13 protein-coding genes are annotated in these 18,561 nt (G+C 75.4%); 3 read left to right on the forward strand and 10 right to left on the reverse strand.

The window, feature by feature from the left end; genetic code table 11:
- Positions 1 to 280: 280 nt before the first annotated feature.
- Complete coding sequence (locus tag ACFVN3_RS01050) at positions 281 to 1,426, forward strand: ScyD/ScyE family protein (RefSeq protein ID WP_378229667.1); 1,146 nt, start codon at positions 281 to 283, stop codon at positions 1,424 to 1,426.
- Positions 1,427 to 1,532: 106 nt separating this feature from the next.
- On the opposite strand, the gene ACFVN3_RS01055 is transcribed toward ACFVN3_RS01050, so the two are convergent.
- Complete coding sequence (locus tag ACFVN3_RS01055; protein WP_378229669.1) at positions 1,533 to 2,075, reverse strand: hypothetical protein; 543 nt, start codon at positions 2,073 to 2,075, stop codon at positions 1,533 to 1,535.
- Between the two features lie 62 nt (positions 2,076 to 2,137).
- Positions 2,138 to 3,526 carry a pyridoxal phosphate-dependent decarboxylase family protein gene (locus tag ACFVN3_RS01060; RefSeq protein ID WP_378229671.1) on the reverse strand — a complete coding sequence of 463 codons (1,389 nt, stop codon included), beginning with the start codon at positions 3,524 to 3,526 and terminating at the stop codon, positions 2,138 to 2,140.
- 212 nt (positions 3,527 to 3,738) lie between these two features.
- Between ACFVN3_RS01060 and ACFVN3_RS01065 the strand changes: the two genes are divergently transcribed.
- On the forward strand, positions 3,739 to 5,358 hold the full coding sequence (locus ACFVN3_RS01065) for an asparaginase (RefSeq protein WP_378229673.1): 1,620 nt from the start codon (positions 3,739 to 3,741) through the stop codon (positions 5,356 to 5,358).
- A gap of 213 nt (positions 5,359 to 5,571) precedes the next feature.
- Complete coding sequence (locus tag ACFVN3_RS01070) at positions 5,572 to 6,258, forward strand: chitinase (RefSeq protein ID WP_378229675.1); 687 nt, start codon at positions 5,572 to 5,574, stop codon at positions 6,256 to 6,258.
- 133 nt (positions 6,259 to 6,391) lie between these two features.
- Here the strand turns inward: ACFVN3_RS01070 and ACFVN3_RS01075 are convergent, their stop codons facing one another.
- The 8 genes from ACFVN3_RS01075 to ACFVN3_RS01110 form a co-directional block, all read right to left on the reverse strand.
- Positions 6,392 to 8,968: an alpha/beta hydrolase-fold protein gene (locus ACFVN3_RS01075; protein WP_378229677.1), complete on the reverse strand. Its 2,577-nt coding sequence runs from the start codon at positions 8,966 to 8,968 to the stop codon at positions 6,392 to 6,394.
- A gap of 130 nt (positions 8,969 to 9,098) precedes the next feature.
- Positions 9,099 to 10,004 carry an HpcH/HpaI aldolase/citrate lyase family protein gene (locus tag ACFVN3_RS01080; protein WP_378229679.1) on the reverse strand — a complete coding sequence of 302 codons (906 nt, stop codon included), beginning with the start codon at positions 10,002 to 10,004 and terminating at the stop codon, positions 9,099 to 9,101.
- Positions 10,001 to 11,221 carry a CaiB/BaiF CoA transferase family protein gene (locus ACFVN3_RS01085; RefSeq protein WP_378229681.1) on the reverse strand — a complete coding sequence of 407 codons (1,221 nt, stop codon included), beginning with the start codon at positions 11,219 to 11,221 and terminating at the stop codon, positions 10,001 to 10,003. Before ACFVN3_RS01085 ends, ACFVN3_RS01080 begins: the two co-directional genes overlap by 4 nt.
- Positions 11,218 to 13,296 (reverse strand): formylglycine-generating enzyme family protein, encoded by a 2,079-nt coding sequence (locus tag ACFVN3_RS01090; RefSeq protein WP_378229683.1) that lies wholly within the window; start codon positions 13,294 to 13,296, stop codon positions 11,218 to 11,220. The genes ACFVN3_RS01085 and ACFVN3_RS01090 overlap by 4 nt, the downstream gene beginning before the upstream one ends.
- 61 nt (positions 13,297 to 13,357) lie before the next feature.
- Positions 13,358 to 14,344: a ribokinase gene (locus tag ACFVN3_RS01095; protein WP_378229685.1), complete on the reverse strand. Its 987-nt coding sequence runs from the start codon at positions 14,342 to 14,344 to the stop codon at positions 13,358 to 13,360.
- Positions 14,341 to 15,816: an ADP-ribosylglycohydrolase family protein gene (locus ACFVN3_RS01100; RefSeq protein ID WP_378229687.1), complete on the reverse strand. Its 1,476-nt coding sequence runs from the start codon at positions 15,814 to 15,816 to the stop codon at positions 14,341 to 14,343. The genes ACFVN3_RS01095 and ACFVN3_RS01100 overlap by 4 nt, the downstream gene beginning before the upstream one ends.
- Positions 15,813 to 17,042 carry an ADP-ribosylglycohydrolase family protein gene (locus ACFVN3_RS01105; RefSeq protein WP_378229689.1) on the reverse strand — a complete coding sequence of 410 codons (1,230 nt, stop codon included), beginning with the start codon at positions 17,040 to 17,042 and terminating at the stop codon, positions 15,813 to 15,815. Before ACFVN3_RS01105 ends, ACFVN3_RS01100 begins: the two co-directional genes overlap by 4 nt.
- A 172-nt stretch (positions 17,043 to 17,214) precedes the next feature.
- Positions 17,215 to 18,504 carry an ABC transporter substrate-binding protein gene (locus ACFVN3_RS01110; RefSeq protein WP_378229691.1) on the reverse strand — a complete coding sequence of 430 codons (1,290 nt, stop codon included), beginning with the start codon at positions 18,502 to 18,504 and terminating at the stop codon, positions 17,215 to 17,217.
- Positions 18,505 to 18,561: the final 57 nt, after the last annotated feature.

Consider the following 18,561-nt stretch of genomic DNA (forward strand, 5'->3'; position numbering starts at 1 on the left):
CCGCCGTCGCTCCGGGTGCTCGTCGCCCGGGGCGACGGTCCTGGACCGCGACCGCCGTCGGGTGCACACTCGGAGGTCTGTGCTCACCGCCGACGCACAGCAGACTCCCGGCCGGCGCCTCGCCGGTCGCACGGCACGCCCCGGCACACCCTGGCGCGCCACGTCGTCCGGCCCGACGACCACCTCACCCACGTCCCCGGCGCGACGCGCACGCGTGCTGCCCCGCAGCACGGCGACGACATCCCTGCCGCGCCCCGGGACCGCCGGACCTGGAGCACCCATGAGAAGACTCCGCACCGCCCTGCCCGCAGGCGTCGCCGCAGCGACCGCCGCCCTCGTGCTCGTCGCGAGCCCTGCCGTCGCGCACGGCGGCGGGCACGACCCGCGCCCGCCCACCGTGACCGACGTGGCGACCGGGCTCGTCACCCCGCTCAGCCTCGCGGTCGGTCCGCGCGGCACGACCTACGTCACCCAGAACTTCCCCGGCCTGCTCACGTCCGTGGGGAGCGACGGCACGCCGAGCGTGCTCTACGCGTCGCCCGACGGCGGCGAGGTGGGCGGCGTCTCCTACGCCGACCGCCGCATCACGTTCACCGAGACGCAGCTCGGCGAGCAGGGACCGGTCGCGTCGGAGGTCTCGACGCTGCGCACGGACCGCTGGGGGAACCCGACGGGCACGCCCCGGGTCCTCGCGGACACGTTCGCGTACGAGCAGGCGAACAACCCCGACGCACGCGTGACGTACGGCCTGCGCGAGACCGACCCGGCGTGCGTCGCCCAGGTGCCCCCGGTGCCGGTCCCGGGCCTGTACACGGGGATCGCGGACTCCCACCCGTACGCGACGACCTCGTCGCGCGGCACGACCTACGTCGCCGACGCGGGCGCGAACGCGATCCTGTCGATCAGCGACCGCGGGAAGATCCGCACGGTGGCCGTCCTCCCGGCCCAGCCCGCGGTGGTCACCGCGGAGGCCGCGGCCGCGATCGGGTGGCCCGACTGCGTCGTCGGCGAGACCTACTGGTTCGAGCCCGTCCCCACGGACGTCGAGGTGGGCCCGCGCGGCGTGCTCTACGTGACGACGCTCCCCGGCGGGCCCGAGGACGCGAGCCTCGGGGCGCGCGGCGCCGTCTACACGGTGGACCCGTGGAAGGGGAAGGTGCGCCAGCTCGGCTCCGGGTTCGTGGGCGCGACGAACCTCGCCGTGACGGACAAGGGCACGGTCTACGTGGCCGAGCTCTTCGGCGGCAAGATCTCGCAGGTCGGCAAGCGCGGCCCGAGCACGGTCGTCGAGGTCCCGATGCCCGCCGGGCTCGAGTGGGACGGCAGGGGCCTGCTCGCGACGACGAACGCGCTGCCCCCGGACGAGACGACGCCGCCCGACGGGCACCTCGTGCGCGTCGACCTCGGCAAGCACCGCGGTCGATGACGGCAGCGGGGGGCCGCTGACCGGCCCGCTGCTCGGCCCGGGCGCCCTCGCTTCGGCGGGGACGCCCGGGCCCGCCGCATCCGGGGTCGTCTCGTGGGTCGGGCCGTCAGCCCCGACCGACGGTGAGCGCGAGGACCACCACGCCGAGCGCGACGGCCAGACCGACGCCCGCCGCCACGAGGCCGACGATCGTCGCGGCGCGGCTCCCGGCCGACGCACCCACGCTCATGCCGAGGCCCTGGGCCGCGTCGGTGACGATCCGGCGCCCGGCCCCCGTGTCGAAGAGGACGCGCGTCCGCGCCCCCGACTCCTCGTCGGTGATCGACGCGGTGAACGTCGAACGGACGGTCCCGCGCGAGACGGAGCGCACCCAGCCCCGCTCGGGCTCGACGAACCGCCCGTCCGCGTCGAGAGCCCAGTGGGTGCGCCGCACGACGTCGGTGAGCTCGACCCGCAGCCCGTCCGGCAGGACGCGCACCTCGTGGGTGACGAGCGTCGCGTAGTAGCTGTGCGAGAAGATCCGCCACCACGCCGCGTCCGGGCGGTCGAGCCGCAGCTCGAACCCGTCCGGGCGCTCGTCGACGATCCGGTACGGCGTCCCCTCGGCACGCGCGCGGACGGCGGCGGCGAGGTCCTCGGCGGTCGGCACGGCAGCGAGTGTAGGCGCCGCGCCCCGCCCGCCGCCGGGCCCGGCGCAGGACGTGGACCGCCTCAGCCCGACGACGCGGCGCGGCGCAGGGCGTCGAGGCTCACCCGGACGTCGTCGTCCGTCGTCGCCCACGAGCTCACCGACACGCGCAGCACCGCGCGGTCGTGCCAGCGTGAGCCGGACATCCAGGCCGTGCCGTCGTCGAGCACGCGGCGCACGACGTCCTGCGTCCGCGCGTCGTCGCCGAACGCCGCGCAGACCTGGGTGAAGACGACGTCGTTGAGCACGACCGCGCCGTCGAGCGCGCGCATCCCCTCCGCGAAGGTCGTCGCGTGCCGGCAGAAGCCTTCGACGAGGTCCGCGACGCCCGCGCGCCCCAGCGCGCGAAGCACCGCCCACACGGGGAACGCGCGACCGCGGCGCGACAGCTCCGGCACCTTGTCGAGCGGGTCGCCCGTGTCGCTCTGGATGAGGTAGTCGCCGTGCATCCCCATCGCCGCGCGCAGCGGCGCCGGGTCGGCGACGATCGCGAGCCCGCAGTCGTACGGGACGTTGAGCGTCTTGTGCGCGTCGGTCGCCCACGAGTCCGCGCCCTCGTACCCCGCGACGAGGTGCCGGTACGACGGCGACGCGGCGGCGAAGAGCCCGAACGCGCCGTCGACGTGCACCCACGCACCGTGCCGGTGCGCGACCTCGACCGCGGCGGCGAACGGGTCGAACGCCCCGGAGTGCACGTTGCCCGCCTGGAGCACGACGATCGTCGGGCCCCCGGTCCCACCGGTCGAGGGAGAGGCGGGGTCGGTCAGGGCTTCCTCGAGCGCGACGACCGAGATCCGGCCCTGGTCGTCGGCGGCCACGACCTCGGGCGCGCCGAGCCCGAGGTAGGACAGCGCGAGGTCGACCGACTCGTGCCGCTCGGCACCCACGAGCACGCGGACGCGCGGGGCGCCCGTCAGGCCGTCGCGGCGCACGTCCCACCCGGCACGCCGCAGGACCTCGCCCCGTGCCGCGGCGAGCGCCGTGAAGTTCGCGGTCGTCGCGCCCGTGACGAACCCGACCGCGCCCGTGGCGGGCAGCCCGAGCAGGTCGAGCAGCCACGCGCTCGTCACGTCCTCGACGGCGGTGTGGGCGGGGGTCACCGTGCGCAGCGCGGAGTTCTGGTCCCACGCGCTCGTGAGCCAGTCGGCCGCGAGCGCCGCGGGGTGGCTCCCGCCGATGACCATGCCGTAGAAGCGGCCGGACGGCATCGCCGTGAGGCCGGGCCCGCACGCCGTGGCGAGGAGGTCGACGACGTCCGCGCCCCGCGTCGGACCGTCGGGCAGGTCGGTGCCGAGCGCCGAGACGACGTCGGCCACGGTCGCCCGCGGCGGGACGGGCCGCGTCGCGAGGGAGTCGAGCCACGCGGCGGCGTGCTCGTGCGCCCGCAGGAGGGCGGCGTCGCGATCGTCCATGACCGCTCCTGACCGGGCCGGACCGGCGCCGGCCCCTCCCGCCAGGCTGGACCCGCGGCGTGCGCGGGTCAACCGGCGCGACGCAGCGGGCCTCCGCGCGCGCCGGCGGACGATCCGGTACGCGAGTACTTCTTACGCACAGGCAACCATCAGGCAACACACGGTCCCTAGCGTCGGGCGGGCCAGATGTTCCCCCGACGGAAGGCCCCCTGTTGAGAACGTTCACCCTGACCCTGTCCGGCCGCGCCGTCGCGGCCGTCGTCGCGCTCGTCCTGGCGTGCGCGGCCCTCGCCGCGACGGTCGCGTACACCGTCGCCGACTCCCGGGCGTCCGCCGCCGCCGCACGCGCCGAGGGCGCCGCGGCACCGGTGCTCGCCGCCGGGACGGCCCCGGCCAACCCGCTCGGCATCACGTCCGCGCAGTACACGACCGCGACGGCGACCGCCGCCGCGGAGAAGCCGAAGGTCGTCGTCGTCGCGACCGGCGGCACCATGGCCGGCAAGGCGTCCGGCCGCGACACGTTCACGAGCTACCGCGCCGGCACGTACCTCATGGAGGACATGCTCGATACGCTGCGCCCGGAGCTCGACGCCGTCGCCGACGTCACGGCCGTCCAGTTCGGCAACGCCGGGTCGTCCGGCTACTCGATGGAGCAGTTCCACGCGCTCACGCTCGAGGTGGAGAAGCAGCTCGAGACGGCGGACGCCGTCGTCGTGACGACCGGGACCGACACGCAGGAGGAGTTCGCGTACTGGCTCGACCTCACGGTCCAGTCGCGCAAGCCCGTCGTCACGTCCGGCTCGATGCGCCCGTGGGGGTCGGGCGACGGGCCGGACTCGAGCCTCGTGTTCGGCACGGACGCGCCCGCGAACCTGTACAACGCGATCAAGGTCGCGGCGTCGCAGCAGACGTTCTGCTTCGGCACCGTGCTCATGCTCAACGACGAGATCCAGGCGGCCCGCGAGGTCACCAAGTCGAACTCGTACCGCACGGACACGTTCCAGACGCGCGAGTACGGCGTGCTCGGCTGGATCGACGGCGACAACATCACGCTGGGCCGCGCGCCGGCACGCGTGCTGGCGTGCGACACCGAGGAGTGGTTCACGCCGTTCGACGTCACGAAGGTCGACGCGAAGACCCTCCCGCGCGTCGAGATCGTCACGTCCTACCAGCAGGCAGGCGGAGAGGGTGTCGCGGCGTTCGCGAACGCGGGGGTCAAGGGCATCGTCACCGCGGGCACCGGCGCGGGCGGCATCTCGTCCGCGATGAGCCAGGCCCGCACCGCGGCGATCCGCGACAAGGGCGTGTGGTTCGTCTCGACGACGCGCACCGGGTCGGGGTCGTCGTACGGGGGCGGGACCGGCATCCTCCCGGGCGGCGACCTCACCGCCGTGAAGGCGCGGCTCCTGCTGCTCCTGTCGCGGGCCTTCACGGACGACTTCGCGACGGCGCAGGGCTGGTTCGCGACCTACGGCAACGCGTCGTTCGACCAGTCCGCGACGGCGGCCACGATCGGCGCCGAGCCGGGGTCCACGAGCGTCCTCTTCACGGGCACGGCGACGCCGTCGTGCAAGGCGGCGGGCAAGCAGCTCTGGCTGACCACCTCGGTGACGAACACCGACACGGTGCCGATCGACGTCCGGGTGACGACGGTCTCGGGCGAGCACAAGTTCACGAAGATCCCCGCCGGGGAGACGGTCGAGAAGACGTTCTCGGTCAAGGGCACGTCGCTCGACGCGGGCGGGGTGACGCTCGTCGCGTACAAGAACGTCGACGGCCTTGGCGTCCAGACGAAGGGCACGGCGGCCTACCCGGAGACCACGTGCGGCTGACGTCCTGACCGCCGGTCCCGCCGAGCACGACACGAGGGTCGTCATCGAGTCGATGGCGGCCCTCATGTCGTGCTCGAGGGCGGGTGATGTCGTGCTCGAACGAGCGGTGTGGCGCACCTCCTCCGCCGCCCGGATATTACGCAGGTCTCCTCACGAATCACGTAGGGTGGTCACGGCCGCGACGTCGCGGCCGCCGCCGACGAAGAGGACCCCATGGCCGACCCGACGCCCTCGCTCACCTCGACGACGCACGCCTCGCCGCCGGCGCCGGACAGCGCGCCGACGTTCGTCGTGACCGAGCAGCAGTTCGACGCGATGTTCCCCGAGCGGAACCCCTTCTACACGTACGCCGGGCTCGTCGCCGCGACGGCCGCGTACCCCGGGTTCGCGACGACCGGCGGCGACCGGGTGGCCCGCCGCGAGGCGGCGGCGTTCCTCGCGAACGTGAGCCACGAGACGCACGGGCTGGTGCACGTCGTCGAGGTGAACACCGCGAACTACCCGCACTACTGCGACCCCGCCCAGCCGTACGGGTGCCCGGCCGGGCAGGACGCCTACTACGGCCGCGGCCCGCTCCAGCTCTCCTGGAACTTCAACTACCGGGCGGCCGGCGAGGCGCTGGGGATCGACCTCCTCGCCGACCCGTGGTTGGTCGAGCAGGACCCGACCGTCGCGTGGCAGACCGCGCTCTGGTACTGGAACACGCAGCCCGGCACCGCGTCGATGACGTGCCACGACGCGATCGTCGGCGAGCACGGCTTCGCCGAGACCATCCGGTCCATCAACGGCCCCCTCGAGTGTGAGGGCGGCAACCCTCGCCAGATGAACAACCGTGTCCGCCTCTTCCGCCACTACGTGGAGATCGTCGGCACCACGACGGGCGACCACCTCACCTGCTGACCGCCCCGGCCGGTCGCGCCGCGCAGGCCGCGCCGCGCAGGCCGCGCCGCGCCGAGCACGACCTGGGGGTCGTTGTCTGGCCGACAACGACCCCCCGGTCGTGCTCGACAGCGCGCAGGGTCGTGCTCGGCGGTCAGCCGCAGGTGAGCGCGTCGTACGGGACGACGGCGGAGCGGCCCTCCGCGGTGACGGTCGCCTCGCCCGCGGGGACGGTCGCGGCGCGGACGGGGAACGACTGGTAGGCGCTCGCCCCCGGGGCGACGTCCGCGACCACCCGCGTGCCGTACGGCGTGGCGAGCTCGACGTCGACGGGCGCGGCCGCCGTGCTCGTGGCGCGCACCGCGACGTAGGCCTTCCCGGCCAGGCACCGCGTCTCGGCGGTCGCGGTCAGCGCCGGCTCGCCCGGTCCGGAGCCCGGCACGACGGCGTCCCACGGCACGCGCGCGACGAACACATCCGCCGCACCCGCGTTGGTCGTTCCCGCGGGGGCGCCGTACGTGAGCCCGGTGAGCAGCGCCGCTCCCTCGCCGGTCGTGCCGGCCGAGTCGGCCGAGTCGGCCGAGCCCGGCCCAAAGGCGGCCGGGGCCGGGGTCGCGAACAGGTTCGCGTCGTCCCACTCGTCGGCACCGTCGCGCTCGCGCGAGCCGGTCTGCGTCGCCTCGCCCGGGGTGCCGTCGGCCGCGACGGGGAACGTCACGACGTCCACCCCTCCGACGGCCGTGCCCAGGGCGCCGTACGTCGTGCCGACGACGAGCACGGCGTCGTCCGCGCCGAGGACGCCGGTCACGCCGCGGTCGTCGGTGGACGTGCCGACCTGCGTCGTCCACAGGACCTCGCCCGCGGGGTCGAACGCCCGCACCACGACGTCGTTGTCCCCGAGGTTTCCGTCCTCACCGAGCGCGCCGCGCGTGTGCCCGACCGCGACGACCGACCCGTCCGCGCGCGCCACGAGGCCGTTGACCTGGTCGTTCTCGCTCGTCGCCACGGCCCGCAGCCACTCCTGCCCGCCGTCGGCGTCGTAGCGCGCGACCCAGCCGTCGTTCGCGCCCGCGTGCTCGGCCCCGGGCATCCCGCCGCCCGACACCCCGCCCACGTACACCGCGCCGTCGGGCGACGCCGCGACCGCGAGCGCCTTGTCCTCGCCGGGCCCGCCCACCTGGCGCAGCCAGAGCAGCTCGCCGTCGGCGGAGACCCGGCCCAGGAGCGCGTCCTTGTCCCCCGCGCTCGGGACGTCACCGACCGCGCCGCTCGTGTACCCGGCCACGTACGCGCCCCCTGCGCCGTCGGACGCGATCGCGTAGAAGCGGTCGGCTGCTCCCGGGTCGCCGGTCTGCAGCGTCCACGCCCGCTCGCCGTCGGCGGTCACGGCCGCGACGAACCCGTCGTCGCGCGTCGCGCCCGCGTGCGCGCCGTCGAGGTCCCCCTTGGTGTACCCGGCGACGAGCACGCCGCCGTCGGCGCCCGGCACGACGCCGTACGCGCGGTCGTCCGCGCCCGTCGCGACCGCGTGCCGCCAGACCTCGGCGCCCGCGGCGTCGCGCCGCACGACCACCGTGTCCAGCCCGCCCGCGGGCTCGTACCCGTCCCACGCCCCGGCGAGGTTCAGCGCGACGGCGGTCCCGCCGTCGGGCAGTGCCGTGGCACCGCCCGCGCGGTCGTCGCCCGCCGACCCGAGGAGGTCCGCGTCCCACGGGGTCGCGGGCGTCGTGCGCAGCCGCGACGAGACGTCGACGATCCCCTCGCGGAACCCGGGCCGCCAGACGTCCCAGTCGTGGCCGCCGTCGAGCACGCGCAGCTCGGCCGTCACGCCCGGGACGCGGCGCGCCTGGTTGTAGAGGCGCGCGGACTCGAAGTCGATGTCGTGCGTGGCCTCCGCAGGGTCGGGGTTGGCCCACTCGTCGTCGCCGACGGCGACGAACAGGTGCACCGGCAGCGACGGGTCGAGCGCCGCGAGCGCGGCCGGGTAGGAGAGCTCGGTGTAGCGGTCGGCGTCGAAGAGCGCCGTGCCGACGCCGTAGGCGCCGTAGTCCCGCGCGGACGAGTCCGCGGGCGGCTGCGGCACGTAGACCGCGGGGCTCAGGACGATGCCCGCGGAGAAGGTGTCCTGGTGCGCGAGCGTGAACCGCAGCGCGCCCGCGCCACCCATGGAGTAGCCCCCCACGGCGCGCGCCTCGCGGTCCTCGACCGTCCGGTACGTGGCGTCGACGTGCGCGACGAGGTCGCGCGTGAACGCCGTCTCGACGGCGGTGCCGGCACCGGCGCCCGTCGCGTCCCCGGCATAGAGCGAGTCCGTGTACCAGGAGCCGCGGTCGTTCCACGGTGCGTCCGGCATGACGACGACCATCGGCTGGATCTCGCCCGACCCGATGAGCTCGTCCAGGTCCCCCGTGACCTGCTGCCACGCGGCCTGCGTGTCCCCGCGCCCGTGCAGCAGGTAGAGCGTCGGGTACTCCTGCTCGCCGTCGTCGTAGCCGGGCGGCAGGTAGACCGTGTAGTCGATCGGCCCGGCCGCCGAGTCGGCGACCCGCCCCGGCTCGACCGTGCCCTGCTCCGCGGCCGTCGCGGGCAGCGCGAGCCCCAGCCCGCCCAGCCCGACTGCGAGGGCCAGCGCGGTCCCGACCGCCGTCGTCCCGGGCCGTCGGCCCGGCCGTGGTGCCGCGTCGCGCGGTGCGGTACCTCGTGGTGCGACGTCTCGTGGTGCTGCGTCCATCGTGTCTCCTCGTCGAGATCCGTTGATGTGCTGCCCCCCGTCCGCCGAGCACGACCTGAGGGTCGTGATCGGGCCGACAGCGACCTTCAGGTCGTGCTCGACCGCGGGCAGGGTCGTGCTCTGCCGGGCGCTACCCGGCGGGGTGTTGCGCCGCGAGGGCGAGGACCGTGCGGGCTCGCTCGACCATCGCGACGTCGAGGAACGTGCCGTCCGCGAGCGCCACGACGCCCGTGCCCGACGCCGCGGCGTCGCCCACGCGCTCGACGACCTCTCGCGCGCGGTCCACCTCGCCGGTCGTCGGGAGGAACGCGTCGCGGATCGTGTCGAGCTGGCCCGGGTGGATCGCGGTGCGGCCGCAGAACCCGAGCGCGCGCCCGGCGCGGCACGACGCGACGAGCCCGTCGAGGTCGCGCACGTGCGTGTACGCGGACATCGCGGGCGACGGCAGCCCCGCCGCCCGGGCGGCCACGACGACCCGGCTCCGTGCCCACGCGAGCCCCGCCTCGTCGTCGACCCGCAGGTCGGAGCGGAGGTCCGCCTCGCCGAGCCCGAGCGACGCGACCTGCGGCGACGCCGTCGCGAGCTCGAACGCGCGCTCGACCCCGAGCGCCGACTCGACCAGCAGGTGCAGCGCCCGCCCGGGCAGCGCCGCCGCGAGCGCGCGCACCTCGTCGGCCGACTCGACCTTGGGCACACGGGCCCCGACCGCGAGCGGCAGCCCTCCGAGCGCCGCGACGTCGTCGGCGTGCCACGGCGTCGCAGGGTGGTTGACCCGCACCTGGACCCCTCGCGCCGCGGCGGCGTCGTCCAGCAGCCCGACGGCGTTCCCCCGCGCCTCGTCCTTGCGCACCGGCGCGACGGCGTCCTCCAGGTCCACGAGCACGACGTCGGCCGCGGACCCGAGCGCCTTGGCGACCCGGTCGGGCCGGTCCGCGGGCACGTACAGCAGCGTCAGCGGCGGCGCGCCGACCTGGGACGTGTGCCGGTCGCCCGACCCCGGCCCGCCTCCCGGACCCGACCGAGCACCCGCACTCATACGGCGCCCTCCGCCCGCAGCTCGGCGACGCGCTCGGGCGCGAACCCGAGCTCGCCGAGCACGGCGTCGGTGTCGGCGCCGTGCGCGCGGCCGGTGAAGCGGATGACGCCGTCGTTCTCGGACATCCGGAACAGCGGGCCCTGCATGAGCATCGGCCCGAGCTCGGGGTCCTCGATCTCGTGGATCGTGCCGAGCGCGCGGAACTGCGGGTCGTCGACGATGTCCTGGGCGTCGTAGATCGGCGCGACGGCGGCCTGCGCCTCCTCGAACGCGGCGACGACCTCGTCGCGCGTGCGCTGCGCGATCCAGCCGCCGACGGCCTCGTCGAGCAGGTCGGCGTGCTGCGCGCGCTCGACGCCGCTCGCGAACCACGGCTCGTCGACGATCTCGGGACGACCCACGAGCCGCATGACGCGCTCGGCGATGGACTGCGCCGACGTCGACACCGCGACCCACTGCCCGTCGCGCGTGCGGTAGGTGTTGCGCGGCGCGTTGTTCGCCGACCGGTTGCCGGTGCGCGGCTGCACGGTGCGGAGCTGGTCCCAGCGCGTGATCTGCGGCCCGAGCATCGCGAGGATCGGCTCGATGATCGCCGTGTCGACGACCTGCCCGTGGCCGGTGCGCTCGCGCGTGGACAGCGCGACCATGACGGCGAACGCGGTCGCGAGCGACGCGACGCCGTCGGCGAGGCCGAAGGGCGGGAGGGTCGGCGGGCCGTCGGGCTCGCCGGTCATCGCCGCGAACCCGCTCATCGCCTCGGCGAGCGTCCCGAACCCGGGGCGCGTGCGGTACGGCCCGACCTGCCCGAACCCGCTCACGCGCGCGAGCACGAGTCGCGGGTTGCGCGCGGACAGCTCGTCGTAGCCGAGCCCCCAGCGCTCGAGCGTGCCGGGCCGGAAGTTCTCGATGACGACGTCCGCGTCGGCGACGAGCGCGAGGAACACCTCGCGGCCGCCGTCGCTCCCGAGGTTCACCGTGACGGTGCGCTTGTTGCGCCCGAGCGTCTTCCACCACAGGTTCACGCCGTCCTTCGCGGCGCCGTGCGTGCGCGACGGGTCGGGCTTGGTCGGGTGCTCGACCTTGACGACGTCGGCGCCCAGGTCGCCGAGGTGCATCGCCGCCATGGGCCCGGCGAACAGCGTCGACGCGTCGATCACGCGCAGGCCCGCGAGCGCGCCCGCGGCGGGGTCGCGCGAGACGCGCGGTGCGTCCGTCATGCCGTCACCTCCTCGGCGGGCTGGTCGTCGGCGGGCTGGTCGTCGGCGAGGTCCCACGCGCAGCGGAACCCGACGGTCGCGCCGCGCGCGAGCCCCAGGCCGGGGACGAGGAGCTTGACCGCGTAGTCGGCCGCGTGGCGCCCGCCCTCGACGTACCAGTCGGAGCCCTCGGCGCGGTAGTCGCTGCCGCCCTTGAGCATGACGAACCGCGTGCGGCCGTCGGAGTGCTCGGATCCCGTCCAGCTCCACACGGCGGGCTCGCGGCGCGTCCAGCCGGGCTGCTCGGCCGCGAGCTGCCACTCGTCCTCGGTGGGCAGGCGCCCGCCGCGCCACGCGCAGTACGCACGTGCGTCGTCGAGGTCGACGAACGTCACGGGCTCGTCCTCCGTGCCGGGAGCGGGACGCCCGTCCGGCCAGTGCGCGAGGAAGCGGTGGGCGACCGCGGGCTCGTACCCGGTGGCCGCGAGGAACTCCGCGAACTCCGCGTTCGTCACGTCGTCTCCGACCGCGACCGGCGCGGCGAGCTCGCCGTCGCGCTGGAGGGTCCGCGCGTCGTGCAGGCGCGGCGGCAGCGGCTTCCACTCGTCGACGTACGGCGCGCCCTGGTACATGCCCGTCTCGCGCGCCCGGTGCCGCACCGTCAGCACGTACGGCCCCGCGGGGACGACGACGGCCCCCGCCCCGGGAGCTCCCGTCGCCCCGGTGCCGCCCGGCGCGAGGCGGCGCGCGACCCGGTGCGGGAACCGCGCGTCGGGGTCGTGCGGCGAGGACGTGTCGAGCGAGGCGACCACGTCGCGCAGGTGCGGCAGCCAGTCGGGCTCCCCGGCGCCGTCGACCACGTGCAGCACCGCGGCGACCCCCCGCCCCGGCACCCGCACGCCCCGCCGAGCCCGGGGCTCCTCCCCACCGACCGCCCTGGCTGAGGAGGGATCCAGGGTTCGGCGGGAGGGGTGGTCGGCCGGGAGGAGCGGGCCGTCGTATTCCTCGTCGCCGCGGTTCACCAGGGTCCACAGGGTCACGCCGTCGAGGTCCCAGCGCGACGCGTAGACCCCTGCCTCCTCCGCCTCCGGGGCGAGCTCGGCGAGCGGCGTCCACTCGCCGTCGAGCAGCAGCGGCCGCGCCGCGCGTTGAACCGTGACGAGGCGCTTCACCGTCGCGGCGTCGCGCGGCGACCAGCCGACCCACACGCCGAACACGACCTCCCACACCATGACGCCCACGCCGTTGAGCCACGCGGACTGGAGCTCCTCGGAGTGGTCGCGGTGCCAGCGGCGCACGTGGTGCTGCATGTGCCGGCGCTCGTACCAGTGCGCGCGCAGCACGCCGGGCACGGGCGAGTCGGCGAAGAACTGCGCCCACGACGACGAGTGGTCCTCGATGCGCTCGACCGGGAGCTTGGACTCGCCCTCCAGCACGATGCCGGGCCGCGCGGCCTCGAGCCGCGCGACGAGCTCCGGCTCGGCCTTCTTCAGGGTGTCGAGGAAGACGCCGTCGGCGCCGAGGTCGCGCACGACGGCCGCGAGCTCGGTGAGGTCGTCGTCGCCGCGACGGGTGCCGACGTCCCACGGGTTGTAGTCGACGAACACGTGGAGCCCCGCGTCGTGGAAGGTCCGCACGAGGTCGACGATCCCGGGCACGTCGCGGTAGAAGTCCCACTGGTTGCGGTCGTCGATCCCGATGACCGGGTACGCGTGCCACAGGACCACCGCGTCGAGGCCGCCGAACCGCTCGCGCGCGTCCGCGAGGAACCGCTCGGGCGTGAACCGGTGCTCCTCGAACGAGTAGAGCAGCTCGTCCCACAGCCACACCTGCGCGACCGTCGAGCACCCCGCGGCCCACGTCGCGTCCGGCCGGTCGTAGGCGGCGCCCGTGTAGCCGTGCCGGCGGCGGGCGTCGTCGCGCCACGCGGCGAGCCGCTCGCGCCAGGCCGGGCGGTCGGCGGGGTCGGCCGGGCCGACGAAGATCTTCGCCTCGTCGAGCGCGAGGGACTGCTCGGGCGTGAGCGGCCCGTCGAGCGCGACCTCGGTCGGCTTGTCGATCGGACGCGGGACGAGCGGGTCGAACGTGTACGTCATGGTGCCTTTCCCTCGGCGGGCGGGCCCGCGCTCGGTCGTGCTGCGAAGTGGCTCGGGTCGGTCAGGTGAGGCCGTCGGCCCGGCGCGCGAGCGCGACGACGTCCGCCGCGTCGGGCACGGCGTCCTGCGCCCCGGGTCGGGTCACCGCGAGCGCGCCCGCGGCGGCGGCGAGCCGGGCGGCGTCGGGCAGGTCCGCGCCGCGAGCGAGGGCCGCGGCGAGGACGCCGCAGAACGTGTCGCCCGCGCCGGTCGTGTCCACGGCGTCGACGGGGACCGCGGGGACGTCGGTGCCGAGCGTGCCGCCCGGGAGCCGCTCGTGCACGAGGCTGCCGCGGCCACCGAGCGTCACGACGACGGCCGGTACGCGGAGCAGCAGGAGGCTCGCAAGGCTGCTCGGGTCGGTCTCGCCCTCCGTCGGGCCCACCAGGTCCGCGGCCTCGTGCTCGTTGACGACGAGCACGTCGATCGTGTCCCAGAGGTCGTCGGGCAGGTCGCGCGACGGCGCCGCGTTGAGCACCAGGAGCGCACCCGGGCGGCGTGCGGCCGCGGCCGCGCGCACGACGTCGAGCGGGACCTCGAGCTGCGCGAGCACGACGTCCGCCGCGGCGATCCGCTCGGCCTGCGCCGCGCCGACCGTCACGTGCGAGTTCGCGCCGGGCGCGACGACGATCGCGTTCTCCCCGTCGGGCGAGACCGTGATGAGGGCCGTCCCGGTCGGGGCGTCGACCCGCTCCACGAGATCCGTCCGCACGCCGCCGCGCTCGAGCGACGCGCGCAGGAGGTCCGCCGCGTCGTCGTGCCCGAGCGCGCCGACGAACGTCGTGTCCGCGCCGCCCGCGCGCGCCGCTCCGACGGCCTGGTTCGCGCCTTTGCCGCCGGGGTTGCGGCGGAGGTCGCCACCGAGGATGGTCTCGCCGCCGCCGGGGTGGCGCGGCACGTCGACGACGAGGTCGACGTTCGCCGACCCGACCACCACGACCCGCCCCGACCCGCCCGGGACCGTTCCACCGTGCGTCGGGTCCTGCCCCGCGTCCGCCGTCGTGCTCATGCGCGCGCCCCCTCCGTGGCTCCCTGCACGGCTCCCCCGGCCACCACGACCGGCGTCGCCGCGAGCGCGACCGTCCGCGCCGCGAGGTCCACGATCCTCTGCTCGCCGCCGGGCAGCGAGGTCGCGATGTGGCCGTCGAGCGGGCGCGTCCACTGCGGGCCGATCCCGTCGACGCCCTGCAGCGCACCCACCACGCCGCCGACCGTCGCGCCCGCGGAGTCGGTGTCCCAGCCCGCGGTGACGGCGATCGCGACGCTCGCGCCGAAGTCGCCGCGCCCGTCCGCCCCGCGCCCCGCCGTGAGCGCGTAGGCGATCACCGCGGCGTTGTTGAGCACGTGCACCCAGTGCAGGTCGCCGTAGGCGGCGTGGATCGCGTCGAGGCCGGCACGCACGCCTGCCTCGGACGCGTCGCCGTCGCGGCCCGCGTCGCGGCCGAGCCGGATCGCCGCGGCGAGGCGGCTGCCCGGCGGCACGACGGCGTCCGCGGCGTCGAGCACGTCGTCCACCGTCTCGCAGACCATGGCCGCCGACGCGAGGGCGGCGGCCCACATCGCGCCGTACACGCCGTTGCGCGTGTGGCTCAGGCGCGCGTCCGTCCACGCGAGGCGCGCGGCCTCGCGCACGTCGCCGGGCGCGACCCAGCCGAGCACGTCCGTGCGGATGAGCGCGCCGATCCACTCCCGGAACGGGTTGTGGTGCGTCGCCGTCTCCGGCACCGGCCGCGCGTCGAGGACGTTGCGGTACGCGGCGCGCTCGGCCGTGAACACGCGGCCCGCGGGAAGCGCGTCGAGCCAGAGCTGCGCGACGTCGTCCGTCGTGAAGCCGCGCCCGTGCCGCTCCAGCAGGGCGAGCGCGAGGATCGGGTAGTTGAGGTCGTCGTCCTCCGGCATCCCGTCGATGTTCTCCTCGAGCGACGTCGGGGCGCTGCGCCGGTTCCACGGCCAGCGCGCGGCGACGTCGTCGGGCAGCCCGACGGCGGTGAACCAGCGGTCGAGCGGCCACCGGCCCGTCGCGCGCAGGATCTCCTCGATGCCCGCGCGCGGGATCTTCTCCACCGGCTTGCCGAGCAGGCAGCCCGCCGCGCGGCCCGTCCACGCGCCGAGCACGCGGTCGCCGTACGCGGCGTCGCGGCTCACGTCCGTCGAGGCCGTCCGACCGACGCCGCCCGGTCGGCGCGGCAGGACCGGCGCGGCCGGGAGCGTGGCGAGGATCGCGTCCCACTCGTCGGGCTCGTCCGGCGCGGGCGCCGGGGGCAGCGCGTCGAGCTCGACGAGCAGGTCCCGCGCGAGCGCGCGCAGCGCCGGGGTCGCGGGGACGGGACCGGCACCGCTCACCGCGGGGACGGGGTCGCCGCCCGCGGCGGCCCAGCGGTCGCGGACGTCCGCGAGCGCCGCGGCGTCCTTGCCCTCCGCCGCGGCCTGGACGAGCTCGTGCGCGAGCAGGTCCTCGGGCTGGGCCCAGGTGAGCCTCACGCCGGGTCACCCGCCCCCGCGGCCTGTGCCGCGCCGTCGTGCGCGCCGAGACCGGCGCCGTCCGCGGACGCGCCGCCGAGCTCGGCGAGCGCGCGCAGGCGCGACGTGGCGCGCTCCCGGTCGGAGCGGAGGATGTCCGCCGCGGCGGACGCCATGAGGCGGCCGGTCTCGCGGACGTCCATACGGCTCGCCTCCTCGATCGCGTCGAGCCACTCGTCCGGCACGACGGCGGTCCCGCCCAGCCCGGCGCAGACCGCGCCGGCCATGACGGCGATCGAGTCGGCGTCGCGCCCGTAGTTCACGGCGCCGAGCACGGCGCCGCGGAAGTCGCCGCGGTGCCCGAGCACGAAGCCGAGCGCCGCGGGCAGCTCCTCGATGGACTTGGTGCGCGACGGGCGGCGCGCGTCCATGGACATCTGCCGGTAGGCGGGACCGACGGAGTCGAACGGCGCGACCGTCTCCCGGACGAGCCGCGCGAGCGCGCGCTCCTCCTCGTCCGTCGTCGGGGCGGTCGTCCAGCCGTCGAAGGCGTCGACGACGGCCTGGAGCGCCGCGGCGGTGCCGTCGTGGGCGACGTCGAGCGCGGCGTGCACGACGTCGTCGACCGTCGCCCCCGGCGCGACGGACGCGGCGACCATGGCCGCGAAGACGCCCGCGGCCTCGCGGCCGTAGCTCGACTGGTGCGCGCCGGTGAGGTCGATCGCCTCGGCGTACGCGCCGCGCGGGTCGCCGGCGTTCGCGAGGCCGACGGGCGCGACGTACATCGCGGCGCCGCAGTTCACGACGTTCCCGACGCCCGCCTCGCGCGGGTCCACGTGCCCGTAGTGCAGGCGCGCGACGATCCACTTCTCGGCGAGGAACACGCGCTGCAGCAGCAGCGCGGTCGACTCGAGCTCGGGGATCCAGCGCGGCTCGCCGATCATGAGCGGCACGAGGTCCTCGGCCATCGCGTACGCGTCGAGGTGCTCGCGACGCTTCGCGTACACCTCGACGAGCGCGCGCGTCATGAGGGTGTCGTCCGTGATGTGCCCGTCACCCTTGTGGTAGGGCGCGATCGGACGCGCGTCCTGCCAGTTCGGGTACCAGGGCTCCACGATCCCCGTCACGCGCCCCCCGTGGCGCTCCTCGATCTGCTCGGGGGTCCAGCCCTCGGTGGCGCCCCCCAGCGCGTCCCCCACCGCCGCTCCGGTGATCACTGCCACCGCTCGGTCGTCCAGCCAGGTCACGGTCCACTCCCTGTCGATCTCTCCTCGGCGCACGTCGCGCCCGGTGCGACCCGTACGGGCCGCGGTTCCCGGCCGGGGCGGTCGCGGTCACGACCGCCCCGGCCGCTGCTGCTCGGTGCTCGTCGTGCCCGCGCCCGTGCTGGGCGCGGAGCCGTGGCGAGCCGCCGAGGCGCTACTTGGTGATCTCGTCCCAGCCGGCCTCGAGCTCGGTCGCGAGCTGGTCGGCGTCGATCTCCTGGGCGAGGAACTTCTGGTACGCGGGCGTCGCGACCGTGTCCTTCCACTGCGCGTACGCGTCGACGAACAGGTAGGGCGCGGACGTGAGGAACTGGCCGGACGAGAGGATCGTCGACCAGCCGTTCTCGTCGCCGAGCGAGGCCGCCATGGCCTCCTGCGCCGACGTCGTGGCCGGGATGAGCGCGTCCGCCTCGTTGAGCGCGGCGAGGTTCTCCGTGTCGGTGAAGAACTCGATGAACTCCGCGGACTCCTCGACGTGCTCGGAGTCGATGTTCACCGAGAGCGTCTGCGGGTTGGCGGCCTGCTCCGCGCCGTCGGGGCCCTCGAGCGGGGGCAGCACGACCCAGTCGAAGCCCTCGGGCGCGTCGTTGGCGATGTTCGCGGCCTGGAACGAGCCCTGGATCGTCATCGCGACCTGGCCCGCGTAGAACGACGCGAGCGTCTCCGAGCCGGACTGCGTGAGCGTCACCGGCAGCACCGTGTTGTCCGTGTGCGCCATCTCGTCGACGAGCTCCGGCAGGGCCATCTCGCCCTCGCCGATGCTGATGCTCGCGTCGGCACCGGTGCCCTCGAAGTACTGGCCGCCGAAGCCGGGAGCCATCGCCATGAACGCGGCCGTCGGGCTCGCGAGCCCCCACCCGAGCCCGTACGCGCCGTCCTTCGTGGTGGCCTTCGAGATCTCGCGCAGCTCGTCCCACGTCATGGTCTCGCCGGTCGGGATCTCGACGCCGGCGGCCTCGAGCATCGTCTTGTTGGCGAACACCATGTAGGACTGCAGCTCGGTCGGGTACGCGATGACCTGGTCGTCGACCGTCACGGAGTCGAGGATGCCCTCGGGGATGTCGGCGCGCCTCTCGTCCGACATGTACTCGGACAGGTCGGCCAGGTAGCCGTCCACGGCGAAGGGCACGATGCTCGCGGCCTCGTAGTGGATGATGTCCGGCGCGGCGCCGCCGTTGAACTGGGTGATGAGCTTGTCGTAGATCCCGTCCCAGCCCGCGGGCACGATCTCGACCTGGACGTCGGGGTTGGCCTCGTTCCAGTCCGCGACGATCTTCTCGGTCGCCTCGATGGCGGCCGGCTGGTCGGACAGCGACTGGAACTTCAGCGTGACCGGGCCGCCGTCGGCGCCGTCGTCCCCGCTACCGCCCCCGCTCGAGCAGGAGGCGACGAGCAGGGTCGTGATCGTGAGGCATGCGGCGATGGACGCACCACGAGTCTTCATGGTTCTACCTTTCGGGGTGGGGGTCGGTTCTGGGGGTCTGGGGGTGTTCGAGGAGGC

This window comes from Cellulosimicrobium sp. NPDC057862 (genome assembly GCF_042797035.1).
Lineage (GTDB): Bacteria > Actinomycetota > Actinomycetes > Actinomycetales > Cellulomonadaceae > Cellulosimicrobium.